This is a genomic window from Desulfonauticus sp. (genome assembly GCF_055126295.1).
Window position 1 is genome coordinate 88,313 of record NZ_JBSRHE010000008.1, and the last position, 15,316, is coordinate 103,628.

Sequence of the window (15,316 nt, forward strand, 5' to 3'; positions counted from 1 at the left end):
CTGCTGTAGAAAATCCTGGTAAAAAAATCAGTTCCCTGGCTTGCTGCTCATCCAGAGTCTCAGCTTTCTTCCACAGAAAGAAGGCCCTTTTCTATGGCCTTTTGCTTTATCTTTTCAGGGTCAATGCCCCGTCCATCGTCTTCCACTTCAATGACCACAAAATTCCCTTTATGGTAGGCCCTAACCCAGACCTTTCCTGGGACAGGCTTACCCAAAGCTTTTCTTTCCTCTTCACTTTCCAGACCATGATCTACAGAATTGCGCAAGATATGAACCAGAGGATCGCCAATAAGCTCTATAACGCTCTTATCCAGTTCAGTTTCTTCTCCTTCAGTAATCAACTCCACAGGCTTGTTGCTTTTACGACTCAAATCCCTTACCAACCTGGGAAAGCGAGAAAACACAGAGCGCACCGGGACCATGCGCACCTGCATAATGGTATCCTGCAGGGCATCAGAAACCCTGGCCATAGCATCTACGCTTTCATTTAATTTTAAGACCACTTCTGGAATATTTTCTGTTTCTTCCAGCTCTCTGGCAATTTGTGCAAAACGGTTTCGATTAATTATAAGCTCTCCAATAAGATTCATTAACTGATCCAGTTTATTATGATCTACCCTGATGGTACTGATAACTTCACTTTTCTTCTCAACTTCCTGCTTTAAAGCACCTGAATTTGTCTTAGGAATACTTTTACTTTCTCTTCTCTCTAGCTCTTTATCTTTTTTATCCTCTACCTTAACTACCTGTTTTTCTATTTTTTCCTTTTCCTCTCTATCTAAAGCCTTATCTATCATTTCAGCTAAAATGGCCTTTTCCTGTCCCAAGAGATCTAACATCAAAGCAAAGTCGACATCCTTATTCCTGGCATCATCAATAAGCTTTACAATTCTTTCTGCATAAGCACTTATTTCCTTTAAGTTCATATAAGTAGAAGCATTTTGAATGGTAAGAAAGGAACGATACAAACCATCTATTATATCTCTTTTTTTAGAATCCTCTCTTAAACTTTGTAATCCAAAATCAATATTTTTAAATTGTTGTTCTACAGTATTTAAATATACCTCTCTATCTTCTTCATCCTCTGAAGCCTCTGCAGTGGAAGAAGTTTCTTTAACAATTTTTTCTCCTGTAAACTGCTCCAACTCTGTTATAATAAAAGATATATCCTTTTGTATTACAGTAGAGTTTTCTCTATCTATATTATCTAAAAGTTCAGAAATAACATCTACAGATTTTAAAAGCAAATCAACAAGACCAGAGGAAACTTCTAATTCTTTGTTTCTAACTCTATTTAAAAGATTTTCTGCAATATGTGTAAGTTTATTTAATTCCTGATAACCAATTAAACCACTATTGCCTTTTAGATTATGAAAGGACCTAAAGATATTATTTATTAATTCCTCATCCTGAGGATTTTGCTCCAGTTGAATCAAATGGCCATTTAATTGCGAAACTGTTTCTTCTGCTTCTTCTAAAAAGTCCAATAAGTGCTCAGGGCCAAATACAGTGAGTTTATAGGAACCTGGCGAAGAGGTAGCAGCAGATTTGTCCCTGCTTTTATCTTTAAGTTCTTTACAAATGGGAGTAGCTCTTACTTCATCTAGGCGCTGCAAAAGCCCTTCAATATCCAGATCAGGCTCTGTCCCTCTGGCTTCCAGTTCATCTAAAAAGGTCCGCAAAACATCTGTAGTCTCTAAAATAAGGTCCATAATTTCTGGAGTGAGCTGCAACTTGCCTTTACGCAGTTCATCTAAGACATTTTCTCCTCTATGGGCCAGAGTATTGATTTTATTTAAACCCAAAAAACCAGAAGCGCCTTTTAAAGAGTGGATGGAGCGAAAAATTTCATCCAGCAGACTTTTATCCTCTGGATCTTTTTCCAGATCCAGCAACCTGGGCTCAATGGAGTCTAGATGCTCTCTAGCCTCTACTACAAATTCAGCAAAAATTTCCGGATCGTTATAATCCGACATATAAGCACCTCTTTTATCCCAAAAGCATTTTGATATTACGGACTAATTTTTCAGGCTGGGCAGGTTTTATCATATACATATTTGCCCCCAGTCCCAAACCTTTTTGAATATCAGTCTCCTGCCCTTCAGTGGACAGAACAATAATGGGAAGATCCCGATACTGTTCTTGTTCCCTTATGGTTTTGATAAAGGTAAAGCCATCCATTTTGGGCATATTCACATCACAGACAATCAGGGAAATATCCGGGTTGGCATAGAGCTTTTCCAGTCCATCTAAGCCATCTTCAGCTGAAGTTACTTTAAAGCCTTCTTTTTTAATAATAAAAGAGACCAAATTGCGTACGGTCTTGGAGTCATCTATCACCAGAATATGTTTCTGTGCCATCAAACCTCTCCTCTTTTAAAATTAATTAAAAAGTCCTTTATACTCTCTAAATTCAAAATATGAATTATTTTTTCCCCTTTCTTTAATAAACCCTGAATATGCTTACTTTCACTTGCCAAGGCCTTTTCTACTCCAAAATCCACTTCTTCTCTTTTCACTCTATGCATGGAGGCTATCTTTTCACTAACAAAACCCACATTGATTCCTTCCAGAGCACACACCAGAATAAATCTGGGCTTACCTAAAGGTAAGTCCAAAAAAGCACTTAAATCCACAATGGGAGTAATCCTGCCTCGAAGGTTAATCCAGCCTTTAACCACCCCGCCACTTCCTGGAAACCTGGTGGGCTCTGTATAACGAATGACCTCCTTGACCTTTTCCACTGGCAGGGCAAATTCCTCTCCTCCTAAAAAAAATCCCACTAAAGAAAATTCCTTGGGCAAAGTTTTATTACTTTCTATTTTCCCAGGAACTCTAGTTTTTTGGCTGGAGACAACCCTTTTTACTTCCATCTGCTTAGTCTTTGCAGCTAAAGCACCAGGAGAAGTTGCTACTTCTTTTTCAGGTAAGGTCTTTTTGATCACTTCCTCTTTGACTGTATCTTCAGCAAAAAAATTCTCCAAAAAGGCCTTTTCTTCTGCAGTCAAAGATTCTTTATCTTCCAAGGAAAAATCCTGGGATTCAAAATATTCTTCTATGGTTTTCATAATCTATGCACTTCTTTAGCCAGGTTTAAATACTGTAAAGCACCTCTACTTTCTGGGAAAAGTTCCAAAATGGTTTTCCCCATGGAGCTGGCTTCTCTAAATTTGGTATCTATGGGAATAATAGTATTAAACAATTTATCCTTTAATTTTTTGCGTAATAAATTCAAAACTTTTCTGGAGGCCTTAGTCCTTATATCGAACATGGTAGCTAAAACTTTAAATTCCACCTCTCTTTTTAAACTCTTTTGTAAAAGCTTTAAGGTATCAAAAATAAGTTTTAAACCATGCAGGGCCAAAAAGTCTGTCTGTACTGGCACTATAACTAAATTAGAGGCAGCCAGGGCATTTAGTAAAATCACCCCGGTTTGAGGAGGACAATCTAAAAGTACATAGTCGTAGTTTTGGGCCTCTTTTTGCAGCCACTTTTTTAAAAGCCATCCTCTTCCCGGAATATTCTTTAAAGCACCTTCCACTTCTGCCATTTTAATGTGGCTGGGAACAAAGGCAAAAGGCAAGTTTTCTCGCTCATAAATAATACTTTTCTTTTCTTTTGACACCAAAAAAATATCCAGAGCAGATTCCTGATAATTACCCGGAAAAAAAGAAAGGTGTACAGTAGCACAGGCATGTGGGTCCAGGTCCATGACCAACACTTTAGTCTTTAATTTGGCCAGAGCAGAGCCCAAACTCAAGGCTGTAGTGGTTTTACCCACTCCTCCTTTCTGGTTGGCAATGGCCAAGATTTTAGGCACTAAGCTCTTACTCCTTATGTTTAAGCAAAAAGTCCACTAAAGCCTGCCAGTCGTCTTCAAAAATATTACTAAATTGTAATCCCACTTCAAATTTTTTCTCATTTATCTTTTGCACCCAGACAACCTCACCCAGACCAAAAAATTCTTCTGTATCCAGCGCAAAAACTTTACTAAAACCTGGATAATGCTTTCTTAAACCTGGAATCAGCAATTTAAATTGTAATATCTCTCCCTTCTCTGGCGCAAAAGGCACCTCAAACCTTATACCGCCAGCTCCTATATCTACACTGTAAATCTCATACCATTTTTGTTTTTTTAAAGGAAAGCTCCATTTAGCAACCTTTAACTCAAATTTTCTTTGCAATCGATAGTATTTTCTTTTTTCTACAAACATCACTCTTTTTTATACACAATACTTCCAGGATGATGTATGGGTTTAAAAGACCTGGAAAGGTTGTGTAAAGATTCTGAATGACCTAAAAACAAATATCCACCAGGCTGTAAATTGTCATAAAAATAAGAAATAACATTCTTTTTTACTTCTTCGCTAAAATAGATTATCACATTCCTACAAAAAACCACATCTGATTTGGGTATACGCTTTACCTGGAACTTATCACTCAAATTTAACTGAACAAACTCCACATATTTGGCAACTTGAGGTAAAACTTGATATTTTTCATTACCTATCTCTTTAAAATACCTTTTAGTTATGCTGGGTGGAGTGGTCCGCAACGCATAGGGAGTATAAATTCCTCTTTTGGCACTCTTAAGCACGCTGGCTGAAAGGTCATTGGCTGTTATCTTAATCTTCCAGGAATCTATTTCCTGTTTAAGTACTTCATGCAAGATAATAGAAAGGGTATAGGGCTCTTCGCCTGTAGAGCAGCCAGCAGACCAGAAATGTAAACTTTTATCACCCTTACTTATCTTTGCGGCTATAATTTCCTTTAAAATAATATCCTGGAAGACTTTTAACTGGGGAGGATTTCTAAAAAAACTGGTTTCATTGGTGGTAATAACATCAAAAAGCCTATTTAGCTCATCTTTTCTGGAAGGGTCATAGCGTAAAAAATAATAATACTCTCCAAAGGTCTTTAAGTTTAAGTCCCTTAGCCTGTTCGCCAATCTATTTTCCAAAAGATATTTTCGATTATCTCCAATATAAATCCCGGTTTGGGCATAGATAAAATCCCTTAACTGGGAAAATTCTTCATCTGTTATTTTTACATCCTTACGTAAAGTAACGCTTTTGGCCAAAAGAGAACCCATCTTACTTTACCTCATATTGCTGCTGATATTGATCCAATGCTTTTTCCACTGCCTCTTGAATTTCAAAGTCAGGTATTTCTAAAGCCTCAAGCAAGGCATGAAACCCTTCTTCGCTTTGAAGTTTTCCCAGGGCTTCAATAGCCTTTACAGCCACTATTTTATTGGAATACTCTATTAGAGCTGTTAGTTTTTTGGTAATTTCTAAAGTAACCTTGCCTTTTTTTACCAGGGCTTCAATAGCCCTTATTTTTACCCAGTCATCTGAATCATCCAGGGCTTTTAACAGGTAAGGAAGGACTTCATCGTGCTCACAATTGCCCATAAGCTCTACCAAGGTCATCCTCACTTCTGGAGCTTCATCCTCAAGTTTGGCAGCTACCACGGGCAAGGCTTCCTTATGGTTGGAACACATCTTGGCCATAGATTCTAAGGCAATTTTCCGAATATTTACATCTTCGTCTTCCAGAGCTGCTTTTACCAGATCTTGATAGGCAGACGCCTTAAGCTGGCCAAAGGCATATACAGCCATAAGCCTGTGTAAGGGATTACCATCTTCAAAAAATCTGGCAAAGCGCTCCAAAACTTCATCCCCACCAATTTTAATCAAACTCTCCAGGGCAGTTTCTTTCACATCATCCCACTGGTGATCCAGAAAGGAAAAAAGTACCTCTATAGCATTCTTATCCCTGATCCTGCCCAGATAGATAAGAGCACTCTTCAGAACGTCTCCATCCTTATGTTTTTCTAAAACCTCCAGGAAAAACTCTCTACTTTCTATCAGGGCCATTTCTTCCAAGGCTCTGGCAATCTCTCTTTGTAAATCTCTATCTTTGTGCCAAAAAACCTCTTTTAACCTTTCCCCTGCTTCTATACTCCCTATTCCTTTCAAAGTCCTAATACCCACCAGGTTGCGAGAAGGAGAGTCCACTTCCAAGCCTTTTAACAACTCTTCATTAATACCTATATGAACCAGAGCATCCGCAAATAAGTGGGCCAGATCTTCATTATGAACAGTATCTACCTGATGCTCCAGATCCAGCTCTTCCGCCAGATCCAAAAGTTTGGCTGTAGCCCTGGCATCACCAATCTTGGCCAGACCAATGATTGCCAGCTCTCGAACCTCTTCTTCCTCATCTTCCAAAGCCAAAAGAAGTAGTTCCAGATACTTCCCCTTATCCTTTTCCAGAAAAAGTTGAAAAGAGGTGCGTCCCAGTAACTGATACAAGGCTTTTAAAATTTTAAGTTGCAGAGCAAAGGGAACCTGGAAAAGCTTTTTAGCCAACAAAGGCACTGCTTTGGTAAAACCAAGAGAGCCAATCCCTTCAATAATCATGGAAGCCACCAGTTCAGAACTGCTATCCAGTCTGTTAATTAAGGTTTCCACTGTATTTTCGTCTCTAATCTTTACCAGAGCCTCAATAACTGCAAACTGCACCCACTCCTCATCATCCAGGGCCTTGCTCAAACACTCTACACTTTCAGGATGGCCAATAAGCCCTAAACTTACTGCGGCCTGATAGCGCACATTGACATCTCTATCCTTTAAAAGACTCTCACATAAGGGTTCCAGAGCCAGGTAGGATTCTGACCAGCCCAGGATATCAGCTACAAAAATGCGAATATCTCTATCTTCATCTTTTAAAAGGGGAACTAAGTGTTTAATTCCCTGCCCGGCCAAATCCCTTAAAATATCCATAGCCAGGTTACGCAGGGCAGGATTTTCTTCTTTTAAAAGAGGTATAAGTTCTTTAACTGTTTCTTCTCCCCCTAGCTTACGCAAGGCCAGGTCTGCTGCTTCCTGCACTCCCACATTTTCACTTTGTAAAAGGGGAATCAATAAAGGAACCGCCTCTTTTAATCCCCTATCTCTTGCTTCAAAGGCGCCTTCTCTTTGATCTTCTGGTTCAGAACTCTGGAGCATGGCCAAAATTTGTTCTTTTGTATATTCCATTTTTACCTTCCCTTAGTTTGATTTTTTAAGGGTTAAAAAGATATTCATATATTTTAGCAGGCATTTCTTCTGGACTTAAGACTGCATCAGCCAGGCCCTCTTCTACTATGGCCCTGGGCATACCATAGACCACACAGGAAGTTTCATCCTGAGCAACAAGCCGTGCTTCTTTTTGCTTTAACTCCTTAGCTCCTTTTAAACCATCTTTACCCATTCCAGTAAGCACTACTCCCACCCCTCTTTTGCCCACTGCTCTGGCAACAGAAGAAAACAAGACATCCACTGAAGGCTTATACAGAGCATCTCTGGGGAATTCACTTACCCTTACCTCCAGGTGAGTAACCCGTTGTTGAAGTTTTAAGTGCTTTCCCCCTGGTGCAACCAACACCTTGCCTGGCTTTAAGATCTCTTCATCTTCAGCTTCCTTTACTTCTAAGGACGAATAGGTATTCAAGCGCCTGGCAAAGGGACCAGTAAAGGCAGGTGGCATGTGCTGGGCAATGAGAATGGACGCAGGAAAATCTTGAGGAAGAAGCTCTAAAAGTCTTTGCACTACAGGTGGACCTCCTGTGGAAACGCCAATGGCTACCACATCTCTTATTTGATTATTACCCCTATAAGTTAAACTTTTTTTCTCTACTTTTGCAAGTTTTTTTAAAGAGTTAGATTTAGTTGGCACCAAATTGGGCTTTTTCCTGGCCAAACTTTTGACCTTGGCAATAAGCTCCTCTTCTATTTTCACTATTTCCAGGCTTACCTTGGAAAGCTGCTTGGGAATAAAATCCATAGCCCCCAGACTAAGGGCCTTTAAGGTGGCTTCTGCTCCTTCTGTGGTCAAGGAACTTACCATAATCACAGGCCTGGGAAATTCCTGCATGATTTTCTCCAGGGCAGTGAGGCCATCCATTACAGGCATTTCAATATCTAAAGTAACCAAATCAGGATTGTATTTTTTGATAAATTCCAGGGCTTCTTCCCCATTTCTGGCAGTGGCAACAACCTCAATTTCCTTATCCTTGCCCAACATAGTGGCAATAGCCCGGCGCATAAAGGCAGAATCATCTACCACTAAGACCTTAATCTTTTGCATAACCTCACCTGAAAGTTAAAAAATAAGCTTTAACATTCCCTTAAAGCCAGAAATATCCCTAACCCCTTCCATACCTTTTTTTTCTACCAAGAAAAACCACTTGCGCACCAACTCCTCTTCCCACTGACTCCCCACACCTGAATCCATAATTTCCTGCACCTTATCCAGAGGTAAGGCCTTGCGATAAGACCTATCTGAAGTCATGGCTTCAAAGGCATCCACCACACTTAACATTTTAATGGGCAGGGTAAGCTGATCCCCTCTTAAACCTTCTGGATAGCCTTTACCATCGACTCGTTCATGGTGGTGATAGACCAGAGGGATTACATCCTTTAAAGATTCCACTTTTCCCAGTATTTCTCTGGCAATTACAGGATGTTTTTTCATTACCTCAAATTCTTCTTGGGTTAACTTGCCTGGCTTATTTAAAATATTATCCGGGATACCAATCTTACCTATATCGTGTAAGACGCCAGCTACATAAAGCAGCTCACACTCCCTTTCTTCTAATCTCAGAAAACGAGCAAAGTTAAGGGCATAACGGGCAACATTGTCTGAATGACCTTTGGTATAGTAGTCTTTTGCTTCCACTGCCTTGGCATAAGAGTGCATGATATCCAAATTTAAACTATTTAACTTTTCCAGAGCCCAGGCATTTTGTAAGCTACTGGCTGCATGATTGCAAAAAATACTAATCAATTGCTTTTTGGTGCTTAGCAGTTGTTCATCCTTACCAGCTTCTTTTAATAATAAGGTAACTCCAACCTTTTCCTTTTGGACAATTAAAGGAGTAACCACCAAAGAAAACACCTGTTGTTTATCTTTAAAGCTAAAAGAGTTATCCCAGAGGGTTTTGCCTGCCTTCAAAGCTTCTTCCATTTTGTGAAGTAGAAGAAATAAGGAATTGTAATTTCTTCTAATTACAGCCCCTCTTAAAATGCGAGGTCTTAAGTTGCCTTGAGGATAAAGGCCTACAATAATGCCGTCCGGGTTAAAATTGCGCTGCAAGTGATAAATAAACTCCTCTAAAATGCTATCCAGGTTTTGCAAACGATTTAAGGCATTACTCAAATTTAAAATCCTGACTACATTACTTAGCCTCTTTTGTTCTAGTCTGCGCTCTCGCTCCTGAAGGACTTTTTTTACCTTAATTAAAAGATGAGAGATATTAAAAGGCTTGGGCAAATAATCAGCAGCTCCCAGCTTTATACACTCTACAGCTACTTCAATGGTGCCAAAACCAGTGGTAATTAAAAAATCTGCTTCCAGCCCTTCTTTTTTAGCCTGGCGCAAAAACTCAATCCCATTTAAACGAGGCATTTTTAAATCAGATACAACCAGGGCAATATCGCTATCTTTTCGCAGAATTTCCAGGCCTTCCTGTCCATCTTCAGCAGTCAACACTTCATAGCCTTCATCTTCTAGGGCATCCTGACAAATAACCCGGAGACTTTCCTCATCATCTACCACCAGCAACTTTAACTTGGATTCCATATTCTGACCTCTTTAAAAGACTTGTCTTACCTCGCTAAAAAAACTATTATTTTCTTTACGGGATGTGGCTCAGCCTGGCTAGAGCGCAGCGTTCGGGACGCTGAAGTCCGGGGTTCGAATCCCCGCATCCCGACCACTTTTTATCCCACTGTTTTGCGACCAATACTAAAGTAGGCAAATCCCATTTCTCCCATAAGTCTAGGCGGATAAAGATTTCGCCCATCAAAGATTAAAGGTGCTTTTAACTCCTTTTTTATCCTGTTAAAATCTGGATTTCTAAACTGATTCCACTCCGTAATAACAGCCAGGGCATCTGCCTCTTCCAGGGCTGCATATTGATCATCTACTATTTCTACATATTTATTGTCCTTTAAAAGCTCCTTGGCCCGTTCTCCAGCCACTGGATCAAAGGCCCTGATGCGCATCCCCTCTTTTGTCAGCAGGTCAATTAAAACCAGCGCAGGAGCTTCTCGCATATCATCTGTATTGGGCTTAAAACTAAGCCCCCACAGGGCCAGGGTTTTTCCCTGCACTCCTCCTTGAGGCTCAAAATATTGCTTGATTTTAAAAGCTAAAATTCTTTTCTGTAAATCATTTACCCTATCTACAGCCTGCAATAAAATGGGGTCATAGCCATATTCTATAGCAGTAGAAATAAGGGCTTTTACGTCTTTGGGAAAACAAGAACCTCCATAACCAACGCCTGGATAGATAAAATGATAGCCAATTCTATGATCTGAACCGATTCCCAGACGCACATCACCCACATCTGCTCCTACCAGTTCACAGATATTGGCAATTTCATTGATAAAGGAAATCTTTGTAGCCAACATACAATTGGCAGCATATTTGGTCATCTCTGCACTGCGTACAGACATAACAATTAACTTTTCTCTACTCCTGGCAAAAGGAGCATATAAGGCCTTGAGTAACTCTGCAGTACGCACGTTATCAGTACCTACAATCACCCTATCAGGTTTCATAAAGTCATTTACAGCATCACCTTCTTTTAAAAATTCAGGATTGGAAACCACGTCAAACTCAATACTAACCCCTCTTTTCTTTTGCTCTTCTAAAATCAAAGAGCGCACCTTGTCTGCAGTGCCAACTGGTACTGTGGACTTATCCACCACAATTTTATAATCCTGCATAAGCTTACCAATATCTCTTGCCACCTGATAAACATAGGATAAATCTGCACTGCCATCTTCTTTGGGAGGAGTGCCGACACAAATAAAGACAAATAAACTATCTTTAAGCCCTTCTTCTAAACTGGTAGTAAAAGACAAACGCTTTTGAGCATAATTTCTCTTAACTAATTCTTCCAGACCAGGTTCATAGATGTGTACTATCCCCTGTTTTAACTTTTCCACCACCTCAGGGTTAATATCCACGCAGCAGACATTATTTCCCATTTCAGCAAAACAGGCTGCACTGACCAAACCTACATATCCAGTACCTACGATACATACATTCATAGTTAATTCTCACTCCTTTTCAAAAGAATTCCAATTTACACCTTTTAACAAAGGGATATCCCCAAGGTCAACTACAAAGCCTTGATTTTTTTAATACCCTATGCCAAGTTTTTGTTTCTTATGGATAAAAAATATTTACTCTCTTTTGGGTGGTTTTGCTTGCCCTTTTGTTTAGGTCTTATAGGGCTTTATCTTTTTGCTCCAATAAAAAACCTTTACCCTTTTTTTCACTCTTTAAAAACAACCCATCCAGGTTTTAGCAATTTTGTACTTTTTTTAACCAATTGGGGTAATTTTTTTTTCTATCCCATCTATCTTTACTTTTTAATTAAGGGCCTAAAAGAAAAAAAGCCTAAACTTACCTATCTGGCTCTCTTTTATCTTTGTTTTCAACTTCTTATCTCCTTTCTCCTGGTAAGAATCTTAAAAATCTCCCTGGGAAGGGCCAGGCCAGAATTTGGCTCTCATTTTACCTTTTTCTCTCTTAGCTCCAGTTATCATTCCTTTCCTTCCGGGCATACCACGGAAATCTTTGGAGCAGCTCTTCCTTTGGCACTTAAAAGCAAGAAAAAAAGCAAACAATTTTTACTTGGTGTTGTTGCTTTTGCTGTGGGCTTTTCTAGAATATATTTAGGCCAACATCACCTAACCGATGTCATGGCTGGTTTTATTTTGGGCAATTGTAGTGGGATCTTAACCTTTTATTTCTGGAGAAAAAAATGTCAGCAACTAGCACCTTCCAAAAAATAAATAACTTTTTAGCCAGATATCCGCTCCTACCTTTAATTTTTATTTACCTTTTACATACTCTCTTTACCCTGCACACCAGAAGCCTCTGGTTTTCAGATGAAGTGCGCTATGCCAATGTCTATGAGCACCTGGTCCAACACCAAAAATGGCTGGTCCTTTATTTAAATGGAGTACCCTATCCAGATAAACCACCTCTTTACTTCTGGTTTTTGCACCTTTTATCCCAGCTAACCACCCTAAAGGGACCGCTACTTTTTTTCCTGGGCTCAGCAATAAGTGGTTTTTTGTACCTTTTAGCCACCTATTTTTTAGGTAAAGTTGTGCTCCAGGATCCCAAAAGAGTGTTTATTGGCTGCGCTCTGCTTTTAACCAATTTTTATTTTTTAGGGCTAATTCATTATTTTCGGATGGATTTACTCTTTGCCACTTTTATCCTGGTTGCCCATATTTTTCTCTTTGTTTACCTAGAAAAAGAAAAAATCCCTTTCCTTTACCTGGGATTTTTTTGCTCTTTTTTAGCCCTTTTGACCAAAGGCCCTTTGGGTTTTGCCTTTCCCCTGCTCACTTTTCTTTTCTATGCCCTTTTAACTAAAAAAAAGAACCTGCTCTTAAACAAGCATCTGGGTTTTGCTTTACTGGGAGTTTTGGGCCTGGCTGGGCTATGGTTGGTGGGAGCTTACCTGGTAGAAGGCAAGGATTTTATTCACAACATCTTATATGACCAAATTTATAGGCGAGCTACTAACACCTGGCATCATCCCCAGCCCTTTTACCACTATTTCTTGGTGTTTCCTCTGGTAGTCTTACCCTGGTCCTTACTCTTTTTGTTTCCGCGCCAGTTAAAGCTATTTCAACTAAGCAAAGGGGAAAAATTTCTTTTAACTTTTTTCTTTTCTGGTTTTACTCTCTTATCTCTTATAAGTATAAAAATTGCAGTCTATCTCTTACCCCTTTTTGCGCCTTTTTTTCTGTTTTGCTCGCGTTTTTTTATCTCTTCTAAAATGGCCATAAGAAAACCTCTGGGATTTTTCTTTTTGCTTCTGGCTATTATTTTGCCCTGGATAAATTATTTTCCTGTAATAGAAGTCACCCTACAAGGTCTCCCACTTCTAAGCCTTATGTTTCTGGTTTTAGCTATTATTCTCTTGAAAAAAAACTTTACGCCCTATCAAAGTCTTATTTTTCTACTCCTAACCTTACCCTTTATCTTTATCTTTACCGCTACAAAAGTGGCTCCTTCTTTAGACCCTCTTATGAGCCCCAAAAACCAGGCCCTGGTCATAAAAAAATACATCCAACAGGGCTATACTCCCCTAGCTTATAAAATCTATTCTGGGATTTATACTTACTATGCAGGTAAAAATATAAAGGAAACCAAAGAAATAGAAGAAGTAAAAAAACAACTACAAGAAAACCCTCATACCCTCTTAATTATGCCTGAAAAATACTACCAAAAATATGAGGATGTTTTAAAGGGTTTAAAAATAGTCCACAAACAGAAAATTGTAGAGCAAGATTATTTATTGTTGGTGAGAGGGTGATATTGTAAAGGGTGTCAAGGTATAAACTTCTTTATCATCCTTCCCAATCTAAATCTTACGATACTCCTATACAACCAGACGTATACCCAGCAGAAAAGAATGCTAAAAAAAATAAGAACTGAAGTATTTTGCCAGAAAATTACGGCCGGGATAATCCCAAAGGAACAAATAAGCCAGAGTAAGGGCGAAGTGGCAGAGTTGCGCCTGAGTCTTTCATTACGATGAATATTATAAATCAATGGCACAACTCTTTTATAAACTAACATATGAAAATGTAGCCCATCTGGTGTAAAAGGAGACTTACTTCTTAAAATTTTTTTTCTATAAAAAGAAAATACTGTCTCAAAAACAGGATAAACTACTGCTAAAAGTGGAAACCAGGGCGATACCTGAGGATGTCGTTTTACCAGTAACACAGATAACACAGCTATGGTAAAGCCGATAAAATAGGCCCCTCCATCTCCTAAAAAGATTTTACCAAAAGGATAATTCCAGATAAAAAAACCAGCAATACCACCTATGAGCACAAAGGAGAGAATATAAATAAATTCATCCCTTACTTTATATCCCACATACCCTAAAGCCAGTAAAATAAGAATAGAAACCACAGCAGCAAGGCCATTATAGCCATCAATAATATTAATAGCATTGGCAACACCAGCAATGGCAAAAAGAGTAAAACCTAAAGCAATTATCTTAAATTGGAAAATACTATCTATAAGGGGCAAATCTATTCTGGTAAGATATACATCTAATAAAAAATAAGCCAGCATTCCTGAAAAGATTGAAGCCAGCAAACGTATCTTCGGAGAAATTTTTTTAGTTATATCCTCGGCTAATCCAAATAAAAATAGCGGTAAGGTTGATAAAAAAAACAAAAAATACCTTTTATCATGTTTATAAAAGTTTATAAACAAAATCACGCCTAAAAAAGCCAAAAATATTCCTATTCCACCAATTCTAGGAGTAGGTTTATCATGAAATTTTTGTGGCCCATCAAAGCAATCAGAACAAAAATTATTATTTTTAGCAAAAATAAAAATAATAAAAAAACATACCACAAAAGAAATTAAAAAACTCATTAACAATAGATTAACCATTTATTGTCCTATCTGAAAGTTATTTTTCTCAGGCAGGAGGGAAATAATTTCTATTTGCAGTCCTTACCCACACAAATATCTGCCTTAATCTTTTCCAAAATCTTAGGACCTATCCCCTTTACCTTTAATAAATCCTCTACTGAGGTAAATTTGCCCTGACTTTCCCTATAACTGACAATATTTTTTGCCTTAACTGTTCCTATATGTGGTAAAGATGCTAACTCTTCTTCACTAGCTGTATTTATATTTACTTTGGCCAAAACCAAAGAAGTAAACATAAAGAAAAATATTATTATACTTAATAATATCCTCTTCATAATTTACTCTCCTTTTAATCATCCCCCCTGCCTGAGAAAGTTAAATTGAAAAATAAAAAATTTTAGTTGTTTTGACAAGTATTGTGTTAGTTAAGTGGCATATTAGTTGAGTGGAATAGTAGAATAGTGCTTAATTCTTGTTAGTTACTACCTTGCACTTCCTCAATCCACTCATCTACTTAACCACTAAACTGCTCAACAACTCATCCCTAACTCCTCCCATTCAAAATTTACAATATTCTTTTCCTCGGAGCTAAATTCTATACCAACCAGGTAAATTTCTTTAGATTTATTTAAATACTTCTGCGCATAATCTCTTTCTTTTATCTGTTTTAAGGCTTCTCCTTTCCCTTTATTGGTCACATCTTCACCAATAACCCTAAAACCCAGCGAGGAAACATAGGTAAATATTATACTCGCATAAAAACCTTTATACAAATTTAAATCGTTTTTGGTATAATTTGTATATGGTATTGAGGAAAATAGAGAGACAAGAGATTTTT

General features: G+C 38.4%; 15 protein-coding genes and 1 tRNA gene. 3 read left to right on the plus strand and 13 right to left on the minus strand.

The genetic code is table 11. The annotated features are described in order from the left end of the window. Nucleotides 1-59: 59 nt before the first annotated feature. The 9 genes from ACTCIM_RS06765 to ACTCIM_RS06805 are packed head-to-tail and all read right to left on the minus strand — an operon-like array spanning nt 60 to nt 9,627. A complete protein-coding gene (locus ACTCIM_RS06765) occupies nt 60-1,976 on the minus strand; it encodes a chemotaxis protein CheA (protein WP_472314639.1) in 1,917 nt (638 codons plus the stop codon). 13 nt (nt 1,977-1,989) lie between these two features. Beyond that, nucleotides 1,990-2,361, minus strand: a complete 372-nt coding sequence (locus ACTCIM_RS06770; protein ID WP_472314642.1) for a response regulator — start codon at nt 2,359-2,361, stop codon at nt 1,990-1,992. Beyond that, nucleotides 2,361-3,068: a chemotaxis protein CheW gene (locus ACTCIM_RS06775; RefSeq protein WP_464279246.1), complete on the minus strand. Its 708-nt coding sequence runs from the start codon at nt 3,066-3,068 to the stop codon at nt 2,361-2,363. The genes ACTCIM_RS06770 and ACTCIM_RS06775 overlap by 1 nt, the downstream gene beginning before the upstream one ends. Continuing rightward, nucleotides 3,065-3,820: a ParA family protein gene (locus ACTCIM_RS06780; protein ID WP_472314644.1), complete on the minus strand. Its 756-nt coding sequence runs from the start codon at nt 3,818-3,820 to the stop codon at nt 3,065-3,067. The genes ACTCIM_RS06775 and ACTCIM_RS06780 overlap by 4 nt, the downstream gene beginning before the upstream one ends. 7 nt (nt 3,821-3,827) lie before the next feature. Next, on the minus strand, nt 3,828-4,214 hold the full coding sequence (locus tag ACTCIM_RS06785; RefSeq protein ID WP_464279245.1) for a PilZ domain-containing protein: 387 nt from the start codon (nt 4,212-4,214) through the stop codon (nt 3,828-3,830). After that, the gene (locus tag ACTCIM_RS06790; RefSeq protein WP_464279244.1) at nt 4,214-5,092 is read right to left on the minus strand and encodes a CheR family methyltransferase; all 879 of its coding nucleotides are present in this window, start codon (nt 5,090-5,092) and stop codon (nt 4,214-4,216) included. The genes ACTCIM_RS06785 and ACTCIM_RS06790 overlap by 1 nt, the downstream gene beginning before the upstream one ends. A gap of 1 nt (nt 5,093) precedes the next feature. Then, on the minus strand, nt 5,094-7,043 hold the full coding sequence (locus ACTCIM_RS06795) for a HEAT repeat domain-containing protein (RefSeq protein ID WP_472314646.1): 1,950 nt from the start codon (nt 7,041-7,043) through the stop codon (nt 5,094-5,096). Nucleotides 7,044-7,068: 25 nt separating this feature from the next. Continuing rightward, nucleotides 7,069-8,133: a protein-glutamate methylesterase/protein-glutamine glutaminase gene (locus ACTCIM_RS06800; protein WP_464279242.1), complete on the minus strand. Its 1,065-nt coding sequence runs from the start codon at nt 8,131-8,133 to the stop codon at nt 7,069-7,071. Between the two features lie 15 nt (nt 8,134-8,148). Continuing rightward, nucleotides 8,149-9,627 carry an HD domain-containing phosphohydrolase gene (locus ACTCIM_RS06805; RefSeq protein ID WP_472314648.1) on the minus strand — a complete coding sequence of 493 codons (1,479 nt, stop codon included), beginning with the start codon at nt 9,625-9,627 and terminating at the stop codon, nt 8,149-8,151. Nucleotides 9,628-9,685: 58 nt separating this feature from the next. On the opposite strand from ACTCIM_RS06805, the gene ACTCIM_RS06810 reads away from it, so the two are divergent. Further along, nucleotides 9,686-9,763 (plus strand) — tRNA-Pro (locus tag ACTCIM_RS06810). A 4-nt stretch (nt 9,764-9,767) separates the two neighbouring features. On the opposite strand, the gene ACTCIM_RS06815 is transcribed toward ACTCIM_RS06810, so the two are convergent. Beyond that, nucleotides 9,768-11,105: a UDP-glucose dehydrogenase family protein gene (locus tag ACTCIM_RS06815; protein ID WP_472314650.1), complete on the minus strand. Its 1,338-nt coding sequence runs from the start codon at nt 11,103-11,105 to the stop codon at nt 9,768-9,770. Nucleotides 11,106-11,264: 159 nt separating this feature from the next. Between ACTCIM_RS06815 and ACTCIM_RS06820 the strand changes: the two genes are divergently transcribed. Together ACTCIM_RS06820 and ACTCIM_RS06825 are read left to right on the plus strand one after the other, a co-directional pair. Beyond that, the gene (locus ACTCIM_RS06820; RefSeq protein ID WP_472314652.1) at nt 11,265-11,855 is read left to right on the plus strand and encodes a phosphatase PAP2 family protein; all 591 of its coding nucleotides are present in this window, start codon (nt 11,265-11,267) and stop codon (nt 11,853-11,855) included. Next, a complete protein-coding gene (locus ACTCIM_RS06825; protein WP_472314654.1) occupies nt 11,825-13,396 on the plus strand; it encodes an ArnT family glycosyltransferase in 1,572 nt (523 codons plus the stop codon). Before ACTCIM_RS06820 ends, ACTCIM_RS06825 begins: the two co-directional genes overlap by 31 nt. Nucleotides 13,397-13,410: 14 nt before the next feature. Here the strand turns inward: ACTCIM_RS06825 and ACTCIM_RS06830 are convergent, their stop codons facing one another. The 3 genes from ACTCIM_RS06830 to ACTCIM_RS06840 form a co-directional block, all read right to left on the minus strand. Further along, the gene (locus tag ACTCIM_RS06830) at nt 13,411-14,496 is read right to left on the minus strand and encodes a glycosyltransferase family 4 protein (RefSeq protein ID WP_472314655.1); all 1,086 of its coding nucleotides are present in this window, start codon (nt 14,494-14,496) and stop codon (nt 13,411-13,413) included. Between the two features lie 50 nt (nt 14,497-14,546). Beyond that, entirely contained in the window at nt 14,547-14,813 is a 267-nt protein-coding gene (locus ACTCIM_RS06835) for a ComEA family DNA-binding protein (protein WP_464279236.1), read from the minus strand. Between the two features lie 195 nt (nt 14,814-15,008). Continuing rightward, nucleotides 15,009-15,316, minus strand: a 308-nt coding sequence (locus ACTCIM_RS06840; protein ID WP_472314658.1) for a PD-(D/E)XK nuclease domain-containing protein, incomplete at its 5' end; no start/stop codon positions are given.

Coding starts and splice junctions, on each gene's coding strand:
- ACTCIM_RS06835 (WP_464279236.1), bottom strand. CDS start 14,813: ATGAAGAGGATATTATTAAGTATAATAATATTTTTCTTTATGTTTACT.
- ACTCIM_RS06790 (WP_464279244.1), bottom strand. CDS start 5,092: ATGGGTTCTCTTTTGGCCAAAAGCGTTACTTTACGTAAGGATGTAAAA.
- ACTCIM_RS06825 (WP_472314654.1), top strand. CDS start 11,825: ATGTCAGCAACTAGCACCTTCCAAAAAATAAATAACTTTTTAGCCAGA.
- ACTCIM_RS06795 (WP_472314646.1), bottom strand. CDS start 7,043: ATGGAATATACAAAAGAACAAATTTTGGCCATGCTCCAGAGTTCTGAA.
- ACTCIM_RS06770 (WP_472314642.1), bottom strand. CDS start 2,361: ATGGCACAGAAACATATTCTGGTGATAGATGACTCCAAGACCGTACGC.
- ACTCIM_RS06800 (WP_464279242.1), bottom strand. CDS start 8,133: ATGCAAAAGATTAAGGTCTTAGTGGTAGATGATTCTGCCTTTATGCGC.
- ACTCIM_RS06765 (WP_472314639.1), bottom strand. CDS start 1,976: ATGTCGGATTATAACGATCCGGAAATTTTTGCTGAATTTGTAGTAGAG.
- ACTCIM_RS06830 (WP_472314655.1), bottom strand. CDS start 14,496: ATGGTTAATCTATTGTTAATGAGTTTTTTAATTTCTTTTGTGGTATGT.
- ACTCIM_RS06805 (WP_472314648.1), bottom strand. CDS start 9,627: ATGGAATCCAAGTTAAAGTTGCTGGTGGTAGATGATGAGGAAAGTCTC.
- ACTCIM_RS06785 (WP_464279245.1), bottom strand. CDS start 4,214: ATGTTTGTAGAAAAAAGAAAATACTATCGATTGCAAAGAAAATTTGAG.
- ACTCIM_RS06775 (WP_464279246.1), bottom strand. CDS start 3,068: ATGAAAACCATAGAAGAATATTTTGAATCCCAGGATTTTTCCTTGGAA.
- ACTCIM_RS06815 (WP_472314650.1), bottom strand. CDS start 11,105: ATGAATGTATGTATCGTAGGTACTGGATATGTAGGTTTGGTCAGTGCA.